This is a genomic window from Actinopolymorpha pittospori (assembly GCF_014873875.1).
Taxonomy (GTDB): domain Bacteria; phylum Actinomycetota; class Actinomycetes; order Propionibacteriales; family Actinopolymorphaceae; genus Actinopolymorpha; species Actinopolymorpha pittospori.
Genome location: NZ_JADBEM010000001.1, coordinates 9,404,815 through 9,427,242, shown reverse-complemented (window position 1 = coordinate 9,427,242; position 22,428 = coordinate 9,404,815). Strand labels below are relative to the sequence as shown.

Sequence of the window (22,428 nt, the reverse complement as noted above, 5' to 3'; positions counted from 1 at the left end):
AATCGAGACCACGTCCTCCGATCGGCCTCACGCCGAACGGAGCATTCCGGAAAGGTGCGCCCGCATGCCAGACGCGGACCTGCTCGTCGCCGGCGGCACCGTCGTCACGCCCGCGGGACGACGGCGCGCCAACATCGCGGTCCGGGACGGCCGGATCGGCTACGTCGGCACCGAACGACCTGACGCCCGCGAGGTCGTCGACGCGTCCGGGCTGCTCGTGCTGCCCGGCGGGGTGGACACCCACGTCCACCTGATGGATCCCGGCAGCCCTGAACGCGAGGACTTTCCCACCGGCACCGCCGCCGCGGCCACGGCCGGAGTGACGACGATCATCGAACACAGCCACGGCCATCCCGTCCGTACCACCGACGACCTGAGGGACAAGCGGGCCTACCTCGAGGGCCGCTCCAACGTCGACTACGGGCTCGCCGCGCACGCCTGGCCGGGCCGGCACGCGGAGGTCGAGCCGTTGTGGGCGGCCGGTGTGTCGTTCTTCAAGGTGTTCACGTGCACGACGCACGGGGTGCCCGGTCACGACGCGGCCGCCTTGCGCGAGCACCTGCGGGCGACGTCCCTGGTCGACGCCGTCACGTTGATGCACTGCGAGGACGAGTCGCTCACCGAGTCCGCCGCGGATCTGCTGCGCGGCGAGGGACGGGTCGACGGGGCGGTGGTACCGGAGTGGCGCAGCCGGGACGCCGAACTCGTCGCCGTCGCGGTCGCCGCCCTGCTGGTCCGGCGCACCCGTGCCCGCGCCACCGTGGCGCACGTGAGCAACCCCGAGGTCGCGTCGTACGTGGCCCGCGAGCGTGCCGCCGGCGCCCTGATCGCCGCGGAGTCCTGCCCGCAGTACTTCCTGCTCCGCGAGGACGACGTGGAGGAGTGGGGGACGCTCCGCAAGTTCACCCCACCCGCGCGGGCACGCACCGGCGAGGACGAGGCGCGGATGTGGCGGCTCCTCCGCGACGGTGTGCTCACCCACATGTCGACCGACCACGCCCCTTCCACCCTCGCGCAGAAGGCGGCGGGCGACATCTGGGAGGCGCAGTTCGGGCTGCCCGGACTCGACAGCACCATGCCGCTGCTGCTCGACGCGGTGGCGCGCGGCCACCTGGCCTACGAGGACGTCACCCGGGTCTACGCCGAGGTGCCGGCGCGTACCTACGGTTTGTGGCCGCGCAAGGGCAGGATCGGCGTGGGAGCCGACGCTGATCTCGTGCTGGTCGATCCAGGGGCCCGCTCCACGCTCCGGAACGAGGCGGTGATCTCCAAGGCCGGATGGACGCCCTACGACGGGCGTGAGATCACCGGCCGCGTCGTCCACAGCTACCTTCGCGGCGAGGTGGTCGCCGCCGAGGGCAAGCCCGGTGACGCGCGCGGCGGGCGGTTCCTCCCGGGACCGGGCGCTCCACGCGCGTCAGCGGGCTGACGCCCTACCTGCCGGCCGGGAGCACTCCGGCGAGGCGGCACCGCTCGACGACGTGGTCCAGTGGGACGGCGTACCTGGTGTGGCCGCGGTAGCCCACCGTCGTGGTGGCCGTGAACAGCGAGTTCAACACCGCCTCCTCGACGGCCTCCAGCACCGCAGAGAAGATCGGGTTCAGCGCATGGTCGGTGACCGTGGCGGGTTCGGCGACCGACACGGCGATCGCGTAGTCCCCGCTGCCACCGGCGAAGTCCGAACCGGTGCGGCCCATCCCGAACACCGCCCGGCGCGCCACCCGGCCGAGTTGCCGGGAGTCCAGACCGGCGTCGAGCGCGACCACGATCATGCAGGAGTTGCCCCGCTCCGGCGGCTGGGCGTCCACGAATCCCAGTGCGGCGTCCCGGGGGATCGGCACACCGCACACCGTCAACGTCCCGCCGAAGTTGGACTGGACGAGGACGCCGACCGTGACCGCGCCGACGTCGGCCACCTCCACCACGCGCGACGACGTACCGATGCCGCCCTTGAACCCCAGCGCGGCCGTGCCGGTACCCGCTCCGACGCAGCCCTCGGCCACCGTGTGGGCGTCGGCGGAGGTCAGCGCGTCGAGGACGTGCTCCCGCGTGATCGGCCGTCGGCGGATGTCGGACAGGAAGCCGTCGTTGGTCTCGCCGACCACCGGGTTGACCGACGTCAACTCCTCGTTGCCGGGAAGGTCGAGCAGGTAGCTGACCAACGCGTCGGCCACCCGGAACGCCGACAGGGTGCCGGTCAGCAGGATCGGGGTCTCGAGGGCGCCGAGTTCCACCAACTGGGTCGCGCCGACGAGCTTGCCGTAGCCGTTCCCGACGTACAGGCTGGCCGGCAGCCGACCACCCGCCCGGTCGACCGCGTCGGGGACGATCGCGGTCACGCCGGTCCGAAGGTCCTTGCCCCGCACGATCGAGGTGTGTCCGACGCGCACGCCGGCCACGTCGACGATGGCGTTGCGTGGCCCCGGGGTCAGGTGGCCTGGGGTGATGCCGAGGTCCCGGGCCCGCGCCCGTTGGTCAGTCACGCGTACTCCTCACACCATCCGTCGTCCGCCCGCCGTGCGTCCCGCGTCACTGATCGAGAACGGCCAGATCGAGCTGGCGGAGGCGCTCCGGGTCCGCGATGACGTCGATCTCGGTGATCCTGCCTTCGGTGACGGTGAAGTTGAGTACCAGGAACAGCCGGCCGTCGCGGGCCATGACGAGTCCGACCCCTCCGTTCACCAGCGCGGGCTCGCTGAGCCGGGCCCGTTCCGCGGCGGCGCCCGCGCCCTTGGCCACGAAGCGGGCACCGTGGATCACGATGGGTTCGGGGGTGGGTCCGGCTGCTCGGTCGGCTCGGAGCACGACGTCAGGGTCGAGCAGGGCGACGAGCGCGTCGAAGTTGCCGCTGCGGGAGGCGGTCAGGAAGGCGTCGACGACCTGGCGTTGGCGTGGGAGGTCGGGGTGGGGGGCTACTGCCTCCCCACGAACGCGGCGGCGGGCGCGGCTGGCGAGTTGCCTGACCGAGGCCGGGGTGCGTTCCAGCATCGTGGCGATCTCTTCGAACGGCACGCTGAACATGTCGTGGAGGACGAAGGCGAGCCGCTCGGCCGGCGCGAGGGTGTCGAGCACCACGAGGAGGGCGACGCCGACCGAGTCGGCCAGCAGCGCGTGCTGTTCGGGGTCGTCGATGGCGTCCCGGTGGCCGAGGACCGGCTCGGGGCCGTCGTCCACCTCAAGGGGGTCCTCGCGGCGGTGTTCGCGGGTGCGGAGCGTGTTCAGGCAGACCCGTGCGATCACGGTGGTCAGCCATCCGCTGAGGTTGTCCACGCCGCTGACGTCGGTGCGGTTGAGGCGGATCCAGGTTTCCTGTACGGCATCCTCGGCCTCACCGGACGAGCCGAGCATCCGGTAGGCCACCGCGCCCAGACGCGGACGTTCCCGCTCGAACCGATCGGTCAACACGTCCCGCTCGCCCACCGGGCCCATTCCTCTCGCTTCATGTGTCACAGCAGTAGACCGACACGAAACCTAGCCGATGGTTTCGAGCCGGCCGCCGCCGGACAACGGGACCCGTCCGGTCGAAGTCGGTCGAGCCGGTCGTTCGGCTGGGCGACGTTGGCCAGGCCGCGGCAGAGTGGGAGGTACGGACAAACCCAAGGTCTCTCCGCCCGAGCGCGGGCGTTCCGTCCGAGTTCGAGGCGCTGGGGCCAGAATCTGGAACCTGCGGGACGGGGAACCCATGAGCAGTGTCATGACCAAGCGCGGATCCGTCGTCGGTGTCGATATCGGAGGTACCGGGATCAAAGGCGCGCCGGTCGATCTCGAGGCCGGCCAGTTCACCTCCGACCGGGTCCGGTTGCCCACACCGTCACCGGCCACCCCCGACGCGGTCGCGGACGTGGTCGGCAAGGTGCTGAGCCAGCTCGACGTGGAGGGGTCGGTCGGGCTGACCCTGCCGTCCGTGATCCGCGACGGCGTGGTGGAGACCGCGGCGAACATCGACCCGGCGTGGGTCGGGACCAACGCGTTCGAGCTGTTCGGACGGGCCACCGGCCGGCCGGTCGCGGTGGTGAACGACGCCGACGCGGCGGGCCTCGCGGAGATGCGGTTCGGCGCGGGGCGAGGCCGGGACGGCGTCGTGTTGATGGTCACCCTCGGCACCGGGATCGGTAGCGCGCTGTTCTCCGACGGGACGCTCGTCCCGAACAGCGAACTCGGCCACCTGCACCTGCACCACGGGGACGCCGAGGCGTGGGCGGCCGAGTCGGTCCGAGAACACGACGAACTCTCCTGGAAGAAGTTCGCCCAACGGCTGCAGGCCTACCTCGAACTGGTGGAGCGACTGCTGTGGCCCGACCTCATCATCATCGGCGGCGGCGTCAGCAAGAAGTCGGAGAAGTTCCTTCCCCGGATGAAGCTGCGCACCACCGTCGTACCCGCGCAGTTGCACAACGACGCCGGCATCATCGGTGCCGCGACGTTCGCGCCGACGCGATAGGTCAGCGGGCAAGGGGTCAACGGGCCAGCAGGGTCAGCGGGCCAGCAAGTCACGAAGCGCCTTGCTGACCTCGGTGGGCGCTTCCTCGGCCATGAAGTGGCCGCAGGTGACCGTGGTGTGCCGAAGATCCGAGGCCCAGGCGCCCCACAGGGCCGTGGCGTCGTACCCGAGGGCGACGCCCCAGTCCTGCTGGAGAACGGCGACCGGCATCGCCAGCGTCCTGCCGGCCGCGCGGTCGGCTTGGTCGTGCTCGACGTCCACGCCCGCCGAGGCGCGGTAGTCGGCCACGATCGAGGGCACCGCGGCGCGGGACGCGTCCAGGTAGGCGGCGCGGACGTCGGCGGGAATCGCGTCCGGGTTCCTGGTCCAGACGTCGAGGAAGTGGCCGAAGAACGCGTCCGCGCCGGCGGCGATCAGCTGTTCGGGCAGGCCCGGTGGCTGCGCCATCAGGTAGAGGTGGAAACCGACCGCGGCCGACGTGCCGTGCATGGCGTCCCACATGTCCAGGGTCGGGAGTACGTCGAGGCAGGCCAGGTGGCTGATCGTCGTGGGATGGTCGAGCGCCGCGCGGAACGCGACCAGCGCACCGCGGTCGTGTCCGGCCAGGGCGAACCGGTCATGGCCGAGCGCGCGGGCCAGAGCGACGACGTCGGCGCCCATGGTGCGCTTGGAGTAGGTGGTGGCGTCGGTTTCGGTGGGCTTGTCGCTGGCCCCGTAACCGCGCAGGTCGGGGCAGATCACGGTGTGGTCGGTCGCGAGGTCGGCGGCGACGTGCCTCCACATCAGGTGGGTCTGGGGGAATCCGTGCAGCAGTACGATCGCGGGCCCGGTGCCGCCGACGGCCGCGGTGAGGGAGACGCCCTCCGCGACGGGAACGCGCTGGTAGTCGAAGTGGGCGATGGCAGGCGCCATGGTTCCGTTCCTTTCGGTGAGTTCGGTGAGTTCGGTGAGTTCGGTGGAGTCCGGTGGAGTTCGGCGGAGGCCAGTGCTGATCCGTACCGGCCGGTGGTGATCGGCGCGGCCGTGTCCTCAGCCTCCCGGGCGTGGATGAGCAACCGATGAGCGCCGCGCTAGCGTGGCCGGAGGGCGACGCCCGGAAAGCCCCGGAGAGGTGGTCGGCGGTGCGGGTCCGGTTCGGGGTCCTTGGACCGGTCACGGCCTGGAACGACGCCGGGGAGCCGATCGCCCTGAAGGGGCCTCGGCATCGCGCCGTACTCGCCCGGCTGATCATCGCCCGCCGCCGCGTCGTTCCGGTCACCCGGCTGGTCGAGGATCTGTGGACGGACCCGCCCACGGACGCGGTCGGCGCCGTCCGCACCTTCGTCGCCGCGCTCCGCCGCGTGCTGGAACCCGATCGCCCGCCGCGCACCGCACCGCGGCTCCTGGTCACCGAAGGGCCGGGATACGCGCTGCGCGCCGATGCCGACACCGTCGACGCCTGGCGTTTCGAGCAGGCCGCGGCCGCCGCCGATCGGGAGCGGCCCGCGGCGGTGCCGTCGCTGCTGGAGGACGCCCTCGGCTGGTGGCGTGGACCCGCGTACGCCGACTTCGCCGAGGAGGCCTGGGCCCGCGCCGAACGCACCCGCCTCGCAGACCTGCGGCTGAACGCGGTCGAGCGGTTGGCCGAGGCTCGCCTGACCCTCGGTCGTCCGGCCGAGGCGGCGGCGGAACTGGACGCCCACGTCGCCGAGCACCCCTGGCGCGAGAACGCCTGGGGGTTGCTGGCGCTCGCGCTCTACCGCGCCGGCCGGCAGGGCGACGCCCTCACGGTGCTGCGCCGGGCGCGCACGCTGCTGGTCGAGCAGTTGGGCGTGGATCCGGGCCCAGACCTGCGTCGGCTCGAGGCGGACATCCTCCGCCAGGCCGACCACCTCACCGGGGGAGTGGGCGGATCCGGGGGAGTGGGCGGATCCGCAGGTGTGGGTGGAACGGCCGACCAGGTGTGGGCCCGCGCCACCGCCGCGTACGACCGGACCGTCGCCTTCGGCGCTCGAGCGCGCCTAGAGTCGACCATCGGCCTGCTGCGCGGTCTCGCGGTGACGGGTGGCGGCGGACTCCAGGCGGCTCGCGAACACCGCGTGGCGGCCGTCGCCGCTGCGGAGGAGTTGGGCGACGCGGACCTGACCGCCCGCGTGATCGGATCGTACGACGTCCCCGCGATCTGGACCCGCGTCGACGACCCGGAGCAGGCGGCACAGGTGGTCGCGGCGGCCGAACGGACGCTGACCGCGCTCGCACCAGGTGAGAACGACGTCGCTCGGGCGCGGTTGCTCGCCACCGTCGCGCTGGAGTCGCGTGGTACCCACTCCGCGCGGGCGCCCCAGGCCGCCGAGCAGGCGGAGCGGATCGCCCGTCGGCTGGACGATCCCGCGTTGCTCGCGTTCGTTCTCAACGGTGTGTTCATGCAGACGTTCGGGCGCGCGGGTCTGGCCCCGCGCAGGGACGAGATCGGCGCCGAACTGGTCGCCCTGTCCGCCCGGCACGGCCTGGTGACCTACGAGGTGCTCGGACACCTCGTCCGTCTCCAGGCCCGCGCCGCGCTGGCCGACTTCACCGGGGCCGACCGGCACGCGGCCGCCGCGGACCACCTCGCCGAACGCAACGAGCTGCCGCTGGTGGGCGTCTTCACCGGTTGGTACGCCGCGCTGCGACTCGCGGAGTCCGGCGACGCGTCCCTGCCCGAGGTGGAGTCCGCCTACCGTGGCGCCGCCACCTCGTTGGACGGCGCCGGCATGCCGGGGCTGGAGCGGGGACTGCTGCCCCTCGCGCTGCTGTGCCTGCGGATCCGGCACGGACTGCCCGCACCCGACGACGAGGCCGACGGAGACGCGCCGAACGACGACGCGGTCGACCGCGACACCGACTGGGGACCCTACGAACCCTGGGCCCGACCGCTGCTGCTCCTCGCCCGAGACCAGCACCGCGAGGCCGCCGCCGCACTGCGGGAGGTACCCGAACCTCCCCGCGACCTGCTCTTCGAAGCGCTGTGGTGCCTGACCGCGCGGGCGGCGATCGCCGTCGGCGACCGTTCGAGGATGGAACGCGCCCACGCCGCACTCGCTCCCGCGGCGGCGGAGCTGGCCGGAGCCGGCAGCGGGCTGGTCACCCTCGGTCCGGTCGCGCGGCACCTGGACGACCTGGACGCCGCGCTCAGGCGTACGTGATCGGCCGGCGCCCAACTCAGGGCGCCCAACTCAGGGCGCCCAGTCCAGGGCGGTCAGTCCAGGGCGGCCAGCAGGGTCTGGCAGGTCTGGCGGATGGTGTCCCGCTGGACCTCGACGCGCCGGTCGTCGCGCAGGGAGACCATCCCCGCCCGCCGCAGCATGGTGACCTGCCGGGAGATCGTGCTCTGGTGCACCTCCAGCGCATCGGCGAGTTGCTGCATCGTGAGGGGGCCGTTCTCCAGCAGGTGCAGGGCGATGGCCAGCCGGGTGCGGTCACCGAGTGCATGCATGGCCGGCGCCAGTTGCGCGAGCCGGCCCACCGAGATGCCGCTGCGCTGTGCGGTGCCAGTGGACGCGCCGGCCGCCGCGCCCCTGGCCCGCGCCGCTGATCCGTTCGGTGTGAAGAGCACCCAGGTGGACTGGTCGGCGAAGAGGGACAGGCTGCGACCGAGACCGGGGGAGGGCATCACGACGAGTTCGGTCGCGGCCTCGGCCGCGGCGGCGTACTGGTCGTCCGGCCGCAGTCCGGTCGTGAGACTGATCCACTGCGCCGCACCGCAGCCGGGCGGTGGTGAAAGCGTGGCCGCGACCGCGGCGCGCATCGCCGGCAGCGAGTCGTGCCAGGCGCGGTCGAGCCAGCCGGCCCAGATCGCGTCGAGCAGGTTCAGCAGAGCCGACCGGAACGTTCCCGGGTCGAGCAGTTCACCGGCCCGCTCCTGCGGGTCCGGGACGTTCCAGTGCCGGAGCACCTCCGCGGCGTCGCGGCGCATCGCCGGCGACGGTTCGGTCAGTGGGGTGATCAGGGCCGCTGTGGGCTCTGGATCGCGCGCGGGTTGGCCGTAGCGCATGACCGAGTCGATGCCGAAGTCGACGAGCCCGCGGACGAAGTCGTCGGACAGCGCCGCGAGCCAGCGACGGAGCGCGAGCCAGTCGGTGTGGCCCGGATGGTCCGCGGGGAGCTGGTGCAACAGCACGCCGCGCAGGACCGAGCCGTGTGCCATTGCCGCGCGGACGGGCCAGCTCTCCTCGACCAGCGAGTCCGGCAGTTGCCCGGCCAGTGCCTGCAACTCCGGCGTGGGCATGGACTTCCACGCCAACGCGTAGTCGACCAGCAGCATCGCGGTCGGCATGGCCGCGGCGAGGGTGGGCTCCGCGACCCGCAGGACGGGGGCGGGTCGAGCCTCGGCGAGCACTGGTATCAGGGACGTCACGTCACTAGTATGCGCACTGCGCAATGCGCATGATCACGAACCCGACTGCTGAGGTGAGCTTCATGAGCATTCACATCGACGGCGTGACGATCCGCTGCCGCGACCTGAAGGCGTCGGCGCGTTTCTATGAGGAACTGCTCGGCTTCGAGCGCGGCCAGGACCTCGGGACGATGCTGGAACTCTTCGCTCCCACCGGTGGTTGGCCGGCGCAGGCGGACCCGCCGCCGCCCAGCCGGATCACCGTCATGCTGGACCAACTCGACGAGTCGACGCCGGGCACACCTGCCGGGTCGTACGGCGTCGTGATCAGTCTGAGCGTGGACGACGTCGACGCGGTCGTGCAGAAGCTTCGCGGTGCTGGGCGAGGCGTGCGGCGCGAGCCGACCGACCAGCCCTACGGTGTCCGCGACGCCGCGGTACTCGACCCGGACGGCCACGAGGTGTGGATCTCCGGACCACTCACGGCCGACGCATAGCGATCGGGGACGGGTGGAATGAGGCGGAGATGGCGATAGCGGTCCGCCCAACCGGTGCCGGTCCGGGCGCATGGCTCACCCGGCTGCGTGGCTCGGCGGAGTGGCAGCTTCTGTTCCACGCCACGTGGCGCGCCGACCGCCGGCTGGCCGCCGCCTGGTGGACGTTGATCGTGGTGCGGTCGGCGCTTCCTCCGGCGCTCGCGGTGGTGACCGGCTGGCTGGTCGGGGCGATCGCGGAGGAGAGTTCGGTGCTGGCGCCGCTCACGGCGGTGGGTGTCCTCTTCGCGCTGCTGCAGACGCTCGGTCCGCTGCACAGCGAACTCGGGACCAACCTGGGTGACCGGACCGCCGCCTCCCTCCAGGACCGACTCGCCACTGCGGCGGTCGGCCCGGTCGGCATCGCCCACCTGGAAGACCCCGAGCTCGCGAGCGACTTCAGCCTGGCTCGCGACTTCGACCTCGGCATCACCTCACCGCAGCTGCGCGTCTGCATGAGCTACATCGGCTCGGGGTTCGTGAGCTTCGGCGCCGGCATCGTCTCCGCGATCGTCGTCTGCGGTTTCCACTGGTGGGCCGGCCTGGCCCTGCTGCTCGCCTGGGTCTCGCCGCGCTTCCTCCTCCGCGACAGCATCGCGTGGAACGACTGGCGTTCCGATGAGGTCAAGGAGCACCAGCGGCACGCCGACTACGCCTACCGGATGGCGGTGGACTCCCCGGCCGCCAAGGAGATCCGGCTGTTCGGGCTGGCCGAGTGGACGGCGACCCGCTTCACCGAGCGGCGCAAGGCGCTCCTCGCCATCTCCCTGGAGGCCATGCGTCTGAAGGAGCGGTCCGTCGCAGTGACCCTCCTCGTCCTTGTCCTCGGCAACGGCCTCGTCTACTGGTCACTCGCGCGGGCGGCCATGACCGGCGAGCTCGGGCTGAGCCTCCTGGTTGCCTACGCCGGTGCGGCGGTGGGTGTCAGCGCGTTGGCCACCATGGAGTTCGACTGGTGGCTCGCCGACGGCTCGCGGCCGGTGCCGGTGGTCGCCGGCCTGGAGCCGGCGATGCGCGGCGTCGGCGACCTGCCCGCGGGCACGGCGTCCGCCGGCGGGTTGCCGGCCCGCGAGATCCGGTTCGAGAACGTGTCGTTCTCCTACCGCGCGGACTCCCGACCCATCCTCGACGGCCTCGACCTGGTGATCGAGGCCGGCACCTCACTCGCGATCGTCGGGCAGAACGGCGCCGGCAAGACCACCCTGGTGAAGCTGCTCGCACGGCTGTACGACCCGACCGCAGGGACGATCCGCGCCGACGGCGTTGACCTGCGTGGGCTCGCGCCAGACTCCTGGCGAGGGCAGATCGCCGCCGCCTTCCAGGACTTCGTCCGCTACCAACTCCCGCTGCGCGAGAACGTCGCGCCCTCCGGGGCACCCGACGATGTCGTACGTACGGCGCTGGAGCAGGCGGGCGCGTCCGGCCTCGCCGAACTCGACACCGTGCTGTCGAAGCAGTACGTCGGAGGCACCGACCTCTCCGGCGGGCAGTGGCAGCGCGTCGCGCTCGCCCGCGCCCTGGCCGCCGTCGCCCAGGGCGCCAGGGTGGTCATCCTGGACGAACCGACCGCGCAACTCGACGTACGAGGTGAGGCGGAGGTCTTCGACCGGATCCTGCGCGCCACCCGCGGTCTGACGACGATCCTCGTCTCGCACCGGTTCTCGACCGTCCGCCACGCCGACCGGATCTGTGTCCTGGAGGGCGGCCGCGTCGTCGAACTCGGGACGCACGACGAGCTGATGACGGCCGGCGGGCGCTACCGGACGATGTTCGACCTGCAGGCGGCGCGCTTCACCGAAGGGGGCGCAGGGGCTGACCGCGGCGACCCGGCCGACCCCACGGACCCCGCCGACGGCACCGCCGAGACGGTCAGGGGGGACGCGTGAGCGCTACCACCGAGCAGCTGCCGAGGTTCCTGCCGACGCTGCGCCGTTCGATGCGGCTCGCCTACGAGGCCGAGCCCAAGCTGATCGTGCTCTCCCTCGGCATGGCGCTCCTGGAGGCCGTCCCCGACAGCCTCTTCGCGTTGTGGCTGTTACTGCTCGCCAACGGGATCGCGGAGGGGGACAACGCCAAGATCCTGGCCGGCTGCCTCGGCCTGGCCGGATCAGGAGTCGGATCCTGGCTGCTGCAGACGCTCGCGGGCCGCGTCCAGCGCACGTTCCGGATGCGGGTGGGCGCGGCGCTGGAGGGGCATGTCGCGCGGTTGCAGGCGCGGGTGCCCACGATCGAGCACCAGGAGCGACCCGACTACCTCGACCGGCTCTCGGTGCTCAAGGAACAGACGTTCCAGCTCGACCACATGTACCTCGCGCTGTTCAGCCTGCTCGGCTCGGGGGTGCGGCTGGTCGTCACGCTGGCGCTGGTGATGTCCGTGCACCCGGCGATGGCGTTACTGCTGGTCTTCGCGCTGCCGACGGTGTGGGTGTCGGCTCGGCGTTCAGCGGTGACCCAGCGCGTCACCGAGGCGGTGGCACCGCACGAGCGGCGGCACCGGCACCTGTTCATGGTGGGAACGACCCAGGCCCCGGCCAAGGAGGTCCGCATCTCCCGGATCGGTGCCGACCTGGTACGCCGTCGCCGGGAGGCGTGGGAGGCGTGGTACGCGCCGCTCGCCCGTTCCCGGTGGCGGACGGCCTGGTGGCAGGCCGCCGCCTGGTCCCTCTTCGCCGCCGCCTACGTCGCCGCCGTGGTGGTGACCGCGACCGTCCTGTCCGGGACCGCGGGTGAGGTGCTCCTGGTGGTCACCGCCGGGAGCCGGCTCTCGCAGTACGTCGCGATGACGGCCGGCAACGCCGACTTCGTCCGGATGTGGCTGGACGCGTCGCAGCGGCTCGTCTGGCTCGAGTCCTACGCGAGCGAGCATCGCGACACCGCCGACGGCGTTATACCCGAGCGCCTCCGCGACGGCATCACCCTGGAGCAGGTGTCCTTCCGCTATCCGGGCACGGACCGGTGGGCGCTGGAGGATGTCAACGTCACCTTGCCCGCCGGCTCGGTGGTCGCGGTCGTCGGGGACAACGGCGCGGGCAAGTCGACGCTGATGAAGCTGCTGTCCCGGTTCTACGAACCGACCAGTGGCCGGATCGTGGTCGACGGTGTCGACCTTCGCCGGCTGCCGGCCGCGGACTGGCGGGCCCGGATGGCCGGTGCCTACCAGGACTTCTTCACCTTCGAGTTACCGGCCAGCCAGTCGATCGGGGTCGGCGATCTGCCGCGCGTGGACCAGCGCCCGGCCGTCCGGGACGCCGTACGCCGGGCCGGTGCCGACGACGTCGTCGCCCGACTCCGGTCTGGCCTGGACACCCAGCTCGGACCGACCTGGGACGGTGGCGTCGACCTCTCCTTCGGACAGTGGCAGAAGGTGGCGCTGGCTCGCGGGTTCATGCGCGACGGAACGCTGCTGCAGATCCTCGACGAGCCGACGGCCGCGCTGGACGCGGAGACCGAGCACCAACTGTTCGAGAGCTTCGCCCGGCAGGCGCGCAGCGGCGCCACCGGCGGACGGATCACGGTCCTCGTCTCGCACCGGTTCTCGACCGTGCGGATAGCCGACCTGATCCTCGTCCTCCAGGGCTCCCGACTCGTCGAGGTCGGATCGCACGAGCAGTTGATGGCGGCAGCCGGCACCTACGCCGAACTCTTCGGCATCCAGGCCAAGGCCTACCAGTGAGACCGCCGGCGCCCGCCGGGTCGGGCGCCGCCGGTTGGCCGACGCCGGTTGGTCGACACCGTCCGGGACGCGCCTACTTGTGGTCTTGACCGATATGTACGACGGAACCAGACTGGTGAGCGCTTTCCCAGCACGACAGTAGCCAGACGTTCTGGGTCCTCGACGCCGATGCGTCGATAGGGAGAGGACCGCGGACGAAGCGATGGGCGAAGGAGTCGTGGGACATGAGCGCGGCGCGATCATCAGGCATGGAACGTCGGGACCTGTTGAGGTGGAGCGGCAGCACGATCCTGGGGGCGAGTCTGCTGTCTGGATGCGAGCTCCTGTCCACCGATCCCAGCGACAAGAAGAAGGAAAGCGGCGGGGGTTCCAACCCCGACGCCAAGGAGGCGCCCGCACTCGCGGCCCTCGTCAAACAGGGGAAACTGCCGCCACTGGCGCAGCGACTGCCGAAGTCTCCGGTGGTGGTCACTCCGGTGAAGCAGGTCGGACAGTACGGCGGGACGATCCGATCGGCCACGACGTCCCAGTCCGCCTCGCAGCTGCTGATCGTGGCCCGCGAAGGTCTGGTCGAGTGGGCTCCGGGCAAGACCGAGGTCGTTCCCGGGCTCGCCGAATCCTGGGACATCACCGAGGACGGCCGCGTCTACACCTTCCACCTCCGCGAAGGCGCGAGGTGGTCCGACGGACATCCCTTCACCGCCGATGATCTCGTCTTCTACTACGAAGCGATCCTGTCCAACACGGTGCTCACACCGGTGTTCCCGACCTGGCTCACGATCGGTGGCAAACCGGTCCGGATCGCCAAGGTCGACGACCACACGGTGACGTTCAGCTTCGAGGCGCCGCACGGACTTCTGCTCCGCTACCTGGCCTTCCGAGGCGCTCTGCACGGCGCGCTCCTGTGGCCGAAGCACTACCTGAGCCAGTTCCATCCCGACTTCACGTCCAAGGCGAAGCTCGACCAGCAGGTGAAGGACTCGGGCTACAAGGAGTGGATGGACTTCTTCCTGTCCAGGAGCACTCCGGCGGAGAACCCGGAGCGCCCGGTGATGGCGGCGTGGCGGCTGACCAAGGCGATGACCGGCGGTGACACCCGCGCGATCGCGGAACGCAATCCCTACTACTGGAAGGTCGACACGCAGGGCCGGCAGTTGCCCTACGTCGACCGTCTCGTCCAGGAGCGGCTGGACCCCGAGGTCATCACCCTGCGCGCGATCAACGGCAACCTCGACCTGCAGTTCGAGACCGTCAGCCTCCGCGACCTGCCCGTTCTCGCGGACTCGGCCGACAAGAACGGTATCCGGGTCCTTCGCTGGGCCAGCGACGCACCGTGGATCGCGATGTACATGAACCAGAGCGACAAGGACCCGGTACTCCGTGCGCTGATGCAGAACATCGACGTCCGCGCCGGACTCTCCCACGCGCTGAACCGCGGCGAGCTGAACAAGCTGCTCTACTCGAACGCGGGCGGGATCCGGCAGCCGTGCGCGGTACCACAGGACGACTACTACCTGGAAGGTTCCGGGGAGCGGTTCACCGAGTACGACGTCGCCAAGGCCAACGAACTGCTCGACAGGGCGGGCCTCGACCGGCGCGACGCGGAGGGCATGCGGCTTCGTCCCGACGGTCGCCCACTGTCGCTGCTCATCACCACCTTCACCTACGAGTACGGCGGCACGGTGCCGTCGGTCGACGCCTACGAGATCGTCCGGCAGCACTGGCAGAAGGTGGGTGTGCGGGCCACCGTCCAGAACGTCGCGGACACCCTGTGGTCCGAACGCGCGACCAGCAACCTCCTCGACATCCCCGGCTACACCGTGGGCGGGATCCTGTGGGACGTGGACCCGTTGTGGTACGTGCCCACATCCAGGTCCACGTACTGGGCATCCGGCTATGGCGAGTGGTACGAAACCGGTGGGAAGCAGGGGATGGAGCCGCCGGAACAGTTCCGGAAGCTGCAGGACCTCTACGACCGGATGGCCTCCGAGATCGACGACCAGGCCAGGCTCGAGCTCGGCCACCAGATTCTTCGCGCGCACGACGAGAACGTCTGGATGATCGGTACCGTGACGGCGCCGTTCGCACCCGTCGTGGCGAGCGCCGATCTGGTCAACCTGCTGGACGAGGCCGTGCTGAGCTATCGACTCCACTTCAGCGCGACGAGCTGGATGGAGCAGTTGGCCTACCGAAACCCCGACGAACACTAGGGTGCCCCATGTCGTACCTGTGGTACTGGCCGGACGGCGGTTGGGACTTCGCGGCATGGAAGGCGAAGCACCCGTGGGAGCCGGTCCGAAGCGAGCAGTCGGGCGTGGCCGACCCGCTCCCGCTGGTGAGCGAGTCCGGGTCCGGTTCCGAGGACCTCGAGCGGTGGAAGAGGGAACGCCTCCACTGGCAGCGCGTCTCCGAGGAACTCCTCGGCACCGTGTCGGACCTGCCACCGAGCACCATGCGCTGGGAGTACCTCGGGCCGGAGTTCGTCGTCTCGAACACCCCGGCTCCCTACGCGATGCGCCGCCTGCGCTACACCCTCACCGACGCCGAATGGGGCTACGCGTGGTTGCTCACTCCGCGGGGTGCCACCGAGCCACGCCCGAGCATCATCGCGCTGCATCAGACCAGCCCGTCCGGCAAGGCCGAGGTGGTCGGTCTGGAGGTACGGGCGAGCGGGAGCTACATGCAGTACGCCGCCGAACTCGCGGAGCGTGGGTTCGTCGTGTTCGCACCGGACGCGATCGCCTTCGGTGAGCGACAGGCGGGCCATCCGAACGCGCACTACCGTTACGCGGAGGAGTTCTTCGAAGCTCACCCGGCCGGCTCGGTGATGGCGAAGATGGCCTTCGACGTGTCGCGGGCGGTCGACCTGCTGGAAACGCTGCCACAGGTGGACCCGCGCCGCATCGGCTGCATCGGCCACTCCCACGGCGCCTACGGGACGCTGTTCGCGATGCTCGCCGAGCCCCGGATCAGGGCAGGCGTGCTCAGCTGCGGACTGAACCTGCTGCGCGCGGACCCGTCCCCTGACCGTTGGTGGTCGAGGACCGCGCTGATCCCGCGCCTCGGCTACTACGAGGCGGCGATCGAGCAGACGCCGCTGGACTTCCACCACTGGCTGGCGCTGGTCGCACCGAGACCGCTGATGGTGGTGGCGGGCATGCAGGACCTGATCTTCCCGAACGTGGGCGAGGCGCGCTGGCTCGACCAGGTACGGCGGGTGTACGGGCTGTACGGGGCGGAGAGGTCGCTTCGGCCGTGGATCTTCGACGGCGCGCACGCGTTCCCGGCCGAGGCTCGAGCCGACGCCTACCGCATGTTCGCCGAGGCGCTGGTCTGAACGCCCCGAGCGCTCAACTGCGGGGGTTCACCGCCACCTTGAGCCAGCCGGGGCTGCGCAGGTCGAACTCCTTGTAGGCCGCGAGGATGTCGCGCAGCGGCTCGTGCTGGGTGAGTACCTCCTCCGGGTCCACCACCCCGGACTTCACCATGTCCAGCAGCTTCGGGATGTAGCGGGGGTGATCGCCGTTGCCCATGTTGATGCGCAGGTTCTTGTTCATCGCGGTCCCGATCGGAAAGAACCTGTCCGTGGGTGGATACACGCCGATGACGCCCAGCGTGCCCGCCTTGGCGATGCTGTCCACCGCCCAGGAGTGCGCGAGAGTAGGCGCGTGACCAGGCTTCCATCGTTCGTCCTGCTGGTTGGTCTCGGGGGCGATCTCGTGCAGCTCGTCGCGATAGAGGTCGTCCTCCCGGCGTGCCTTCGCCGCGGCCGGGCCGGCCTTCGGACTCTCCGCGTCGACCCCCACGGCGTCGATGACCCGATCGGGACCGACACCGCGGGTCAGGTCCAGGAGCGCTTCGACCGGGTCCTCCTCGTTGAAGTTGATCGCCTCGGCGCCCAGCGCCTGGGCGCGTTCGAGCCGGTAGGGGTGTCCGTCGACCGCGAGCACGCGTCCCGCGCCACGCTGGAACGCGGACAGGATGGCGAACTGCCCGACCGGTCCGCAGCCGAAGACCGCGACCACGTCACTGTCCGACACCTCGGCGATGACGGCCCCGAAGTATCCGGTGGGGTAGATGTCCGACAGCGGGATCGCCTTGTCATCCGACATCGAGTCCGGCAGGTGGAAGAGGTTGGTCTGCGCGTACGGCACCCGGGCGTACTCGGCCTGCAAACCGTCGAACGGGCCGGTCTCGGCCGGGGCGCCGTAGAAGGCCGTGGTGGCCCTGGGCCCGCGCGGGTTGATGACGTTGCACTGCGCGAAGTGGCCCCTGCGGCAGTTCGTGCAGGAGCCGCAGCCGAGGACGGCGGACAGCAGCACCCGATCACCCGGTGTGAAGTTGCGAACTCCGCGACCGACCTCCTCGACGACGCCGACCGCCTCGTGGCCAAGAATGGTCCCCGGCTTCATGTTCGGCACCGTGCCTCGCACGAAGTGCAGGTCGGTTCCGCAGATGGCCGCCGTGGTGATACGCACGATGGCGTCGTTCTGCTCCTCCAACTTCGGCTCGGGAACGTCGTCGACGCGGGCGTCGCCAACTCCATGGAACACGACTGCCTTCATGGGACTCCCTCTCCTCGTTGATCGCGCGGGCAACCTCCGCCTCGCCGGCGTCGTGACGCCATTGACACGTCGTACGGGCACCATCGGCTGGTCTCAGCCGCACCGTAGGCACCGCGACCGAAAGAGGGCACGACACGATGGGCCCGCCAGGCGCGGGACTTACGGCCTGTGCGGGCGCACGAGAGGGACGCCCGGTATCAGGGGGTGAGCAGCTTCCAGTGCCCCTCGGAGACGACCTCGACATTGCCGTCGACCACCTTGATGGCGGTCTCGTCGTCGATCGCGTACGCCGGACCCGCGATGCCGGCAGCCCAGCTCTCTGCCTCGGCCATCGAGTTGCCTGGCCTGCCCTCGCCGTTCACGTGCGGACAGATCGAGAAGTCGACGAGGCCCAGCGTGGTGTCGTCACCACCGGCGGGCGGCTTCCACCCGACGAAGTCCTGCCCGATCCGGGGGGTCATCACCATGCTCCCGGCGCTCAACCCCACCCAGACGGTCTCGCGCAGCGACGGCAGGAGGTCCGCCAGCCCGGACTCACGCATCCAGTGGCACAGGTACAGGGCATCGCCGCCCGACACCAGCAGGACGTCGGTCTCGCGGACCTTGGGGACCCAGAGTTCCTCGGGGATGCTGGGCAGCGCGGTGAGCTCCAGCACTCCCACGGACTTCCACCCCAGATCGCACATGGGCAGGGGGGATCGTCCGCTGATGAAACGCCATGCCCCCTCTCCTGGGCCGAGGTTGGGATGCCCGTACTGCGCGGTGGGGATGCAGAGGGCGCTGGACTCGGCGATCGGTTTGCCCAGGAGGCCGACCAGCGCATCCTGGATGCTCGCGTTCTTGACGCCAGCGGAGGTGAGGAGAAGCTTCATGATGCCTTCCTTGGTCTCGGGTAGCGCGGCGACTGCCACTGTCGTGCCAGGACCCACTGAGCCGGAAGAGTACTGGCGGGCACGGACACAGGTGGGGCGCCAGCGCGTGCTACCCCAGGCCACGGCCGTCGAGGTGACTCCGCGTCCGCTCTCTCGCGCAGGCCAGGGGTTGCTGTCCGCTGGTTTCGTCGGGGATGCTGCCGGTGGCGTAGTTTGACGATCGGAGGGCGCCCATGCGATTCGCCTGCTGGGCCGAAAGCCACGTCGGCCATGTGCGTGGCAACAACGAGGACTCGGCGTTCAGCGCTCCGCACCTGGTTCTCGTCGCGGACGGTGTCGGCGGTCAGGCGGCGGGTGAGATCGCCTCGGCGAGCGTCGCGTTCGTGATGGGTGCCATCTCGTTGACACCGCGAGGGTCCCTGCGGGCCGACCCGACCGACCTGGTGGGTGTCCTGCGAGAGTCGCTCGACTTCGCCTACCGCCACCTCGTCGCCGGCGTCGCGGCCGAACCGAAGCGCGAGGGCATGGCGACCACACTCACCGCGATCATGACCGATGGTCACCGGTTCGCCCTGGCACACGTCGGCGACTCCCGGGCCTACCTCCTGCGCGAGGGGCGGCTCGCGCAGCTGACCAGGGACCAGACCCTGGTCCAGGACCTCGTCGACCAGGGTCACATCAGTCCCGCGCAGGCGAAGGTCCACCCCTACCGATCGGTCGTGACGGGCTACGTCTGTGCCACCGAGCGCCCCGAACCGGATCTGACGTACCTCGACCTGCGGGCGGGTGACCGGCTGCTCCTGTGCAGCGACGGACTCACGGACTTCGTGTCGGAGGAGGAGATCGCGTCGCTCCTGGCCGACCCGTCCCGCGAAGGGGCAGTGCACGGTCTCGTCGGCGCCGCGCTGGAAGCGGGTGGGCGGGACAACGTCACCTGCGTGGTCGGCGACGTCGACCAGGGTGAGCTGATGCCCTGGAGCCGCCGGCCGTACTGCTGCCGACTCCAGGGCGCCGTCACCGACCTCGGCAACCTGATCGACCCCGCGGCTCACACCCCCACCCACGCCGCCTAAGTCGTGTCCTGGTCCTCGCTGCCAGCTCCCACTACCGCGTTTTCGAAATGCGTGTTCTGTAGGGCGGATGGTCTGAAAGTCGTTGTCCCGTTTCACGGGTGACGCACGGGGCAGGAACGCATTTGATGGGGACGATCTTCTTCCCCTGTGTCGAATTGCGTTGTCGGGGGATGACCTGCGATGTCGATGTCACGCATTTTGGCCGTCGTTCTGGTTGTCGTCGGTCTGGTGGCCGCGGGCACCACAATGACCCCAACGGAAGCACCGCAACAGGCAGGCACCGTCGCGTCGAGCTACACCTCGATGGACGGATCCGGTTCGGGTGAACCCTCGTCCCCGCCGGGCCAACCAGTCGGCGGAAAGAACGGGGAGGCCTGGGTGTGGTCCCAGTTGACCCCGCGGGGGACGGTGATCCGGTTCGTGACCACCGAGCTCCCCGGAGGATGCCCGTCGGTGACTTTCGTCGACAGCCAGGGCACGCGAACCTCGAATGCCATGATCCCTGTCAGTACGCCGCAGTTACCGCTGTTTCCGACGACCGTCTGCAGGTTGCCGGTTCCGGTGGACGCGCGGCAGGCGATGATCGACTCGGGCAGTACACAGGCCTTGCACGTACGCCCTGCCTATAACGTCCCACTGCCACGGTGGGGCGTACCCACCCGCCCGCGTCCCGCCAGCATCGCGGTGATCGGAGACACCGGATGCGAGACGACCGCCAACGCGGCGCTCAACCAGAACTGCCTCAAGGACTGGCACTTCCACGGTCTCTCCGTCAACGCGGCGACTACGTCCAGCCCCGACCTGGTCGTCCACGTCGGCGACTACGTTTACCGGGAGGAACCACAGCTGGCGAGCGACAAGAGTCTGGGCTGCAATGTGATGAGTGAAAGAGGCGGCTGGGGATGTCTCGTCAAGGACTTCTTCGAACCCGCAGAGGCTCTGCTCGCGAAGGCGCCGTTCCTGTTCGCGCGGGGTAACCACGAAGCGTGTCAACCGCCCGTGGTCGGTAGGGGAGTGGAATGGTGGCGCTATCTCGCTACCCAGATCTTCGGGAACGACGAGTGTTTCTCGATCTCCAGCAACCACCCCGCTGAGGCAGAGCCCGTCGTGATCGACGCGGGCACCCTCCATTTCATCCTGTTCGACTCATCCGCCATCCCGGATGCGGACGACTTCGTCCTGAACCAGGCTGTCGCGACCCAGTACATCAAGTGGTTCAACCAGGTGAACGCGCTGGCGAACAGACATCCCATGCAGGAGTACTTCCTCATCACCCACAAGCCCTTGTGGATGGTCAAGGCCGCGTCGTCCACCGCTGTGACCTGGACCGGTCCGACCCTTGCCAAGGCCGTCGAACAGACCACGGCCAAGGCGCTGGCGCCCAACATTCGGCTCGTACTGTCCGGCCACGAGCATCTGTACCAGATGCTCGATTTCAACAGCACCCGTCCGCCCCAGCTGACCGTGGGCTCCTCCGGAACCAAACTCGAGACCGCACCGGACGATACGAAGGTCGAAGGTAAAGTCGTCGACGGTGAACCGGTCACCCAGTCGATATCGCACGACATTCACGGTTACGCGGTGCTGCGTGCTGACCCCGGCAACCCGTGGCGCCTGACCTTCCACAACAGCGCCGGACGCGCCCAGAGCCCAAGTTGCACGCTGAGTACCGGAACCACCAAGGAGTTCTCCTGTCCCTGAGCTGGGTCGGATCGTTGAGGGCTTGGGCTTGGTCACGTGGCGTCGGTCTCGACGATCATGGCGAGGAACTCGCGGGTCTCAGGCAGCCGTTCCCACAGGTCGGCGTACGGCGATGGGCCCGGGTCGCCAGCCCCGATCCGCAACGCCTCGGTGAGGATCGGGCGCCACCGCGGGTCGACCGCCTCCACCGCCCACCGGCCGGCGCCGCCCTTGGAGTGCAGCGCTCCGGTGGCGAGGAGCGCGTGCAGGCGTACGACACCGAGAACACACCACTCGACGAGCCATGGATCGACCGCCTTGTCGGGTTCCGACGTGGCGACCCGATCGAGGCTGCCGACCCAGCCCCGCCAGTAGGTTTGCAGGTTGGTGCGCGTGAAGTCGAGCAACGCCGCCTTGTCGATCCACAGGTCGAGGTCGGCGAGCGCCGGCCCGCGCACGACGACACCGTGCTCGTGCAGCTCGTGCCACGTCACCGGGCACAGCATGAACCTCGCCGTCGGGTTGAACGACGCCTCACGGCTGCCCGGCACGTCCGGACACCTATCGGGTCCCGCGACTCGACGAGGCGGAGGTAGGTCTGGGCGACGTCGTGCACCTGCGGTGGGAGCGACATGCTCGCCTACCCTACCCAGGGACACCCATGCCGGACCTGCCGCGACTTTGCGCAGGTGCGGCCACACAGGAAAGGCACCCTTCGTGATCGACGAGGTCTACACGGCGACGGTCCATGAGCTCGTCGAGAACTTCCGCTCCGGGCTGATCGCGATGCTTCCGATCGCAGACCGGGCGATGCTCAACTCGCGGGACGTCAACCCACACGACGACTGGGAGCAGCTGGCTGAAAGCATCTTCGACGTGTTCGTCCGCGGCTCGGTGCGTCTGGACCGCGTATCGCTCGCGAACCGGGACCAGTTTCCCCTACCGCGTTACGACTTCGACCTGGACAGCTACTCGGCACTGAGTTGGATCGGATGCGGCTCGGGACCGTCGTCCGACCTCGCGTTCGTACGACTTCTCAGTCACGCGGAGCCCTTCGACACAGTCCAGCGGGTCGAGGTGGATCCGGTGACACTCGAGGCCGGCCAGCGCCGGACCTTTCCCTGGGCGAGTGTGAGCTTCGTACTTGTCCGCCGTTCACCGGTCGGGACCGCCGTCGCACAGCACATCGACGCGATCGCGTGACAGTGCGGGTGACAGCGGGCAATAGTCCTCGACA

The 22,428-nt window shown here is 70.0% G+C and carries 19 protein-coding genes; 11 read left to right on the top strand and 8 right to left on the bottom strand.

Annotated elements, in window-relative coordinates:
* Positions 1 to 64 precede the first annotated feature (64 nt).
* Positions 65 to 1,429, top strand: coding sequence for a dihydroorotase (locus tag HEB94_RS43620; protein ID WP_192755270.1), 1,365 nt, complete (start codon positions 65 to 67; stop codon positions 1,427 to 1,429).
* Between the two features lie 4 nt (positions 1,430 to 1,433).
* Here HEB94_RS43620 and HEB94_RS43615 read toward each other — a convergent pair whose 3' ends face one another.
* Both HEB94_RS43615 and HEB94_RS43610 read right to left on the bottom strand, forming a co-directional pair.
* A complete protein-coding gene (locus HEB94_RS43615) occupies positions 1,434 to 2,483 on the bottom strand; it encodes a P1 family peptidase (RefSeq protein ID WP_192755269.1) in 1,050 nt (349 codons plus the stop codon).
* Positions 2,484 to 2,529: 46 nt separating this feature from the next.
* On the bottom strand, positions 2,530 to 3,420 hold the full coding sequence (locus HEB94_RS43610; protein WP_337918383.1) for a sigma-70 family RNA polymerase sigma factor: 891 nt from the start codon (positions 3,418 to 3,420) through the stop codon (positions 2,530 to 2,532).
* Between the two features lie 262 nt (positions 3,421 to 3,682).
* On the opposite strand from HEB94_RS43610, the gene ppgK reads away from it, so the two are divergent.
* Positions 3,683 to 4,441, top strand: coding sequence for a polyphosphate--glucose phosphotransferase (gene ppgK, locus HEB94_RS43605; RefSeq protein ID WP_273377313.1), 759 nt, complete (start codon positions 3,683 to 3,685; stop codon positions 4,439 to 4,441).
* A 33-nt stretch (positions 4,442 to 4,474) separates the two neighbouring features.
* Here ppgK and HEB94_RS43600 read toward each other — a convergent pair whose 3' ends face one another.
* Positions 4,475 to 5,353 (bottom strand): alpha/beta fold hydrolase, encoded by an 879-nt coding sequence (locus tag HEB94_RS43600; protein WP_192755267.1) that lies wholly within the window; start codon positions 5,351 to 5,353, stop codon positions 4,475 to 4,477.
* Positions 5,354 to 5,499: 146 nt separating this feature from the next.
* Here HEB94_RS43600 and HEB94_RS43595 point away from each other — a divergent pair, with 146 nt between their 5' ends.
* Entirely contained in the window at positions 5,500 to 7,605 is a 2,106-nt protein-coding gene (locus HEB94_RS43595; protein ID WP_202896858.1) for an AfsR/SARP family transcriptional regulator, read from the top strand.
* A 53-nt stretch (positions 7,606 to 7,658) separates the two neighbouring features.
* Here HEB94_RS43595 and HEB94_RS43590 read toward each other — a convergent pair whose 3' ends face one another.
* Positions 7,659 to 8,816 (bottom strand): helix-turn-helix domain-containing protein, encoded by a 1,158-nt coding sequence (locus HEB94_RS43590; protein ID WP_192755266.1) that lies wholly within the window; start codon positions 8,814 to 8,816, stop codon positions 7,659 to 7,661.
* Between the two features lie 62 nt (positions 8,817 to 8,878).
* Here HEB94_RS43590 and HEB94_RS43585 point away from each other — a divergent pair, with 62 nt between their 5' ends.
* From HEB94_RS43585 to HEB94_RS43565, 5 genes are all read left to right on the top strand, one after another.
* Positions 8,879 to 9,292, top strand: a complete 414-nt coding sequence (locus HEB94_RS43585) for a VOC family protein (RefSeq protein ID WP_192755265.1) — start codon at positions 8,879 to 8,881, stop codon at positions 9,290 to 9,292.
* A 29-nt stretch (positions 9,293 to 9,321) separates the two neighbouring features.
* Positions 9,322 to 11,214: an ABC transporter ATP-binding protein gene (locus HEB94_RS43580; RefSeq protein WP_192755264.1), complete on the top strand. Its 1,893-nt coding sequence runs from the start codon at positions 9,322 to 9,324 to the stop codon at positions 11,212 to 11,214.
* Positions 11,211 to 13,001 (top strand): ATP-binding cassette domain-containing protein, encoded by a 1,791-nt coding sequence (locus HEB94_RS43575; protein WP_192755263.1) that lies wholly within the window; start codon positions 11,211 to 11,213, stop codon positions 12,999 to 13,001. Before HEB94_RS43580 ends, HEB94_RS43575 begins: the two co-directional genes overlap by 4 nt.
* A 224-nt stretch (positions 13,002 to 13,225) precedes the next feature.
* Positions 13,226 to 15,211 (top strand): ABC transporter substrate-binding protein, encoded by a 1,986-nt coding sequence (locus HEB94_RS43570; protein WP_192755262.1) that lies wholly within the window; start codon positions 13,226 to 13,228, stop codon positions 15,209 to 15,211.
* A gap of 8 nt (positions 15,212 to 15,219) precedes the next feature.
* Positions 15,220 to 16,338: an alpha/beta hydrolase family protein gene (locus tag HEB94_RS43565; RefSeq protein WP_192755261.1), complete on the top strand. Its 1,119-nt coding sequence runs from the start codon at positions 15,220 to 15,222 to the stop codon at positions 16,336 to 16,338.
* Between the two features lie 13 nt (positions 16,339 to 16,351).
* Here HEB94_RS43565 and HEB94_RS43560 read toward each other — a convergent pair whose 3' ends face one another.
* Entirely contained in the window at positions 16,352 to 17,566 is a 1,215-nt protein-coding gene (locus HEB94_RS43560; protein WP_192755260.1) for a zinc-dependent alcohol dehydrogenase, read from the bottom strand.
* 197 nt (positions 17,567 to 17,763) lie between these two features.
* Positions 17,764 to 18,438 carry a Type 1 glutamine amidotransferase-like domain-containing protein gene (locus HEB94_RS43555; protein WP_192755259.1) on the bottom strand — a complete coding sequence of 225 codons (675 nt, stop codon included), beginning with the start codon at positions 18,436 to 18,438 and terminating at the stop codon, positions 17,764 to 17,766.
* Between the two features lie 233 nt (positions 18,439 to 18,671).
* Here HEB94_RS43555 and HEB94_RS43550 point away from each other — a divergent pair, with 233 nt between their 5' ends.
* Positions 18,672 to 19,511 (top strand): PP2C family protein-serine/threonine phosphatase, encoded by an 840-nt coding sequence (locus HEB94_RS43550; protein WP_192755258.1) that lies wholly within the window; start codon positions 18,672 to 18,674, stop codon positions 19,509 to 19,511.
* Positions 19,512 to 19,804: 293 nt separating this feature from the next.
* On the opposite strand, the gene HEB94_RS43545 is transcribed toward HEB94_RS43550, so the two are convergent.
* Positions 19,805 to 20,008 (bottom strand): hypothetical protein, encoded by a 204-nt coding sequence (locus tag HEB94_RS43545; RefSeq protein WP_192755257.1) that lies wholly within the window; start codon positions 20,006 to 20,008, stop codon positions 19,805 to 19,807.
* A 52-nt stretch (positions 20,009 to 20,060) separates the two neighbouring features.
* Here HEB94_RS43545 and HEB94_RS43540 point away from each other — a divergent pair, with 52 nt between their 5' ends.
* Positions 20,061 to 21,212, top strand: a complete 1,152-nt coding sequence (locus tag HEB94_RS43540; RefSeq protein WP_192755256.1) for a metallophosphoesterase family protein — start codon at positions 20,061 to 20,063, stop codon at positions 21,210 to 21,212.
* Positions 21,213 to 21,244: 32 nt separating this feature from the next.
* Here the strand turns inward: HEB94_RS43540 and HEB94_RS43535 are convergent, their stop codons facing one another.
* Complete coding sequence (locus tag HEB94_RS43535) at positions 21,245 to 21,742, bottom strand: aminoglycoside adenylyltransferase domain-containing protein (protein WP_192755255.1); 498 nt, start codon at positions 21,740 to 21,742, stop codon at positions 21,245 to 21,247.
* Between the two features lie 166 nt (positions 21,743 to 21,908).
* Here HEB94_RS43535 and HEB94_RS43530 point away from each other — a divergent pair, with 166 nt between their 5' ends.
* Positions 21,909 to 22,394 (top strand): hypothetical protein, encoded by a 486-nt coding sequence (locus tag HEB94_RS43530; protein WP_192755254.1) that lies wholly within the window; start codon positions 21,909 to 21,911, stop codon positions 22,392 to 22,394.
* Positions 22,395 to 22,428 lie beyond the last annotated feature (34 nt).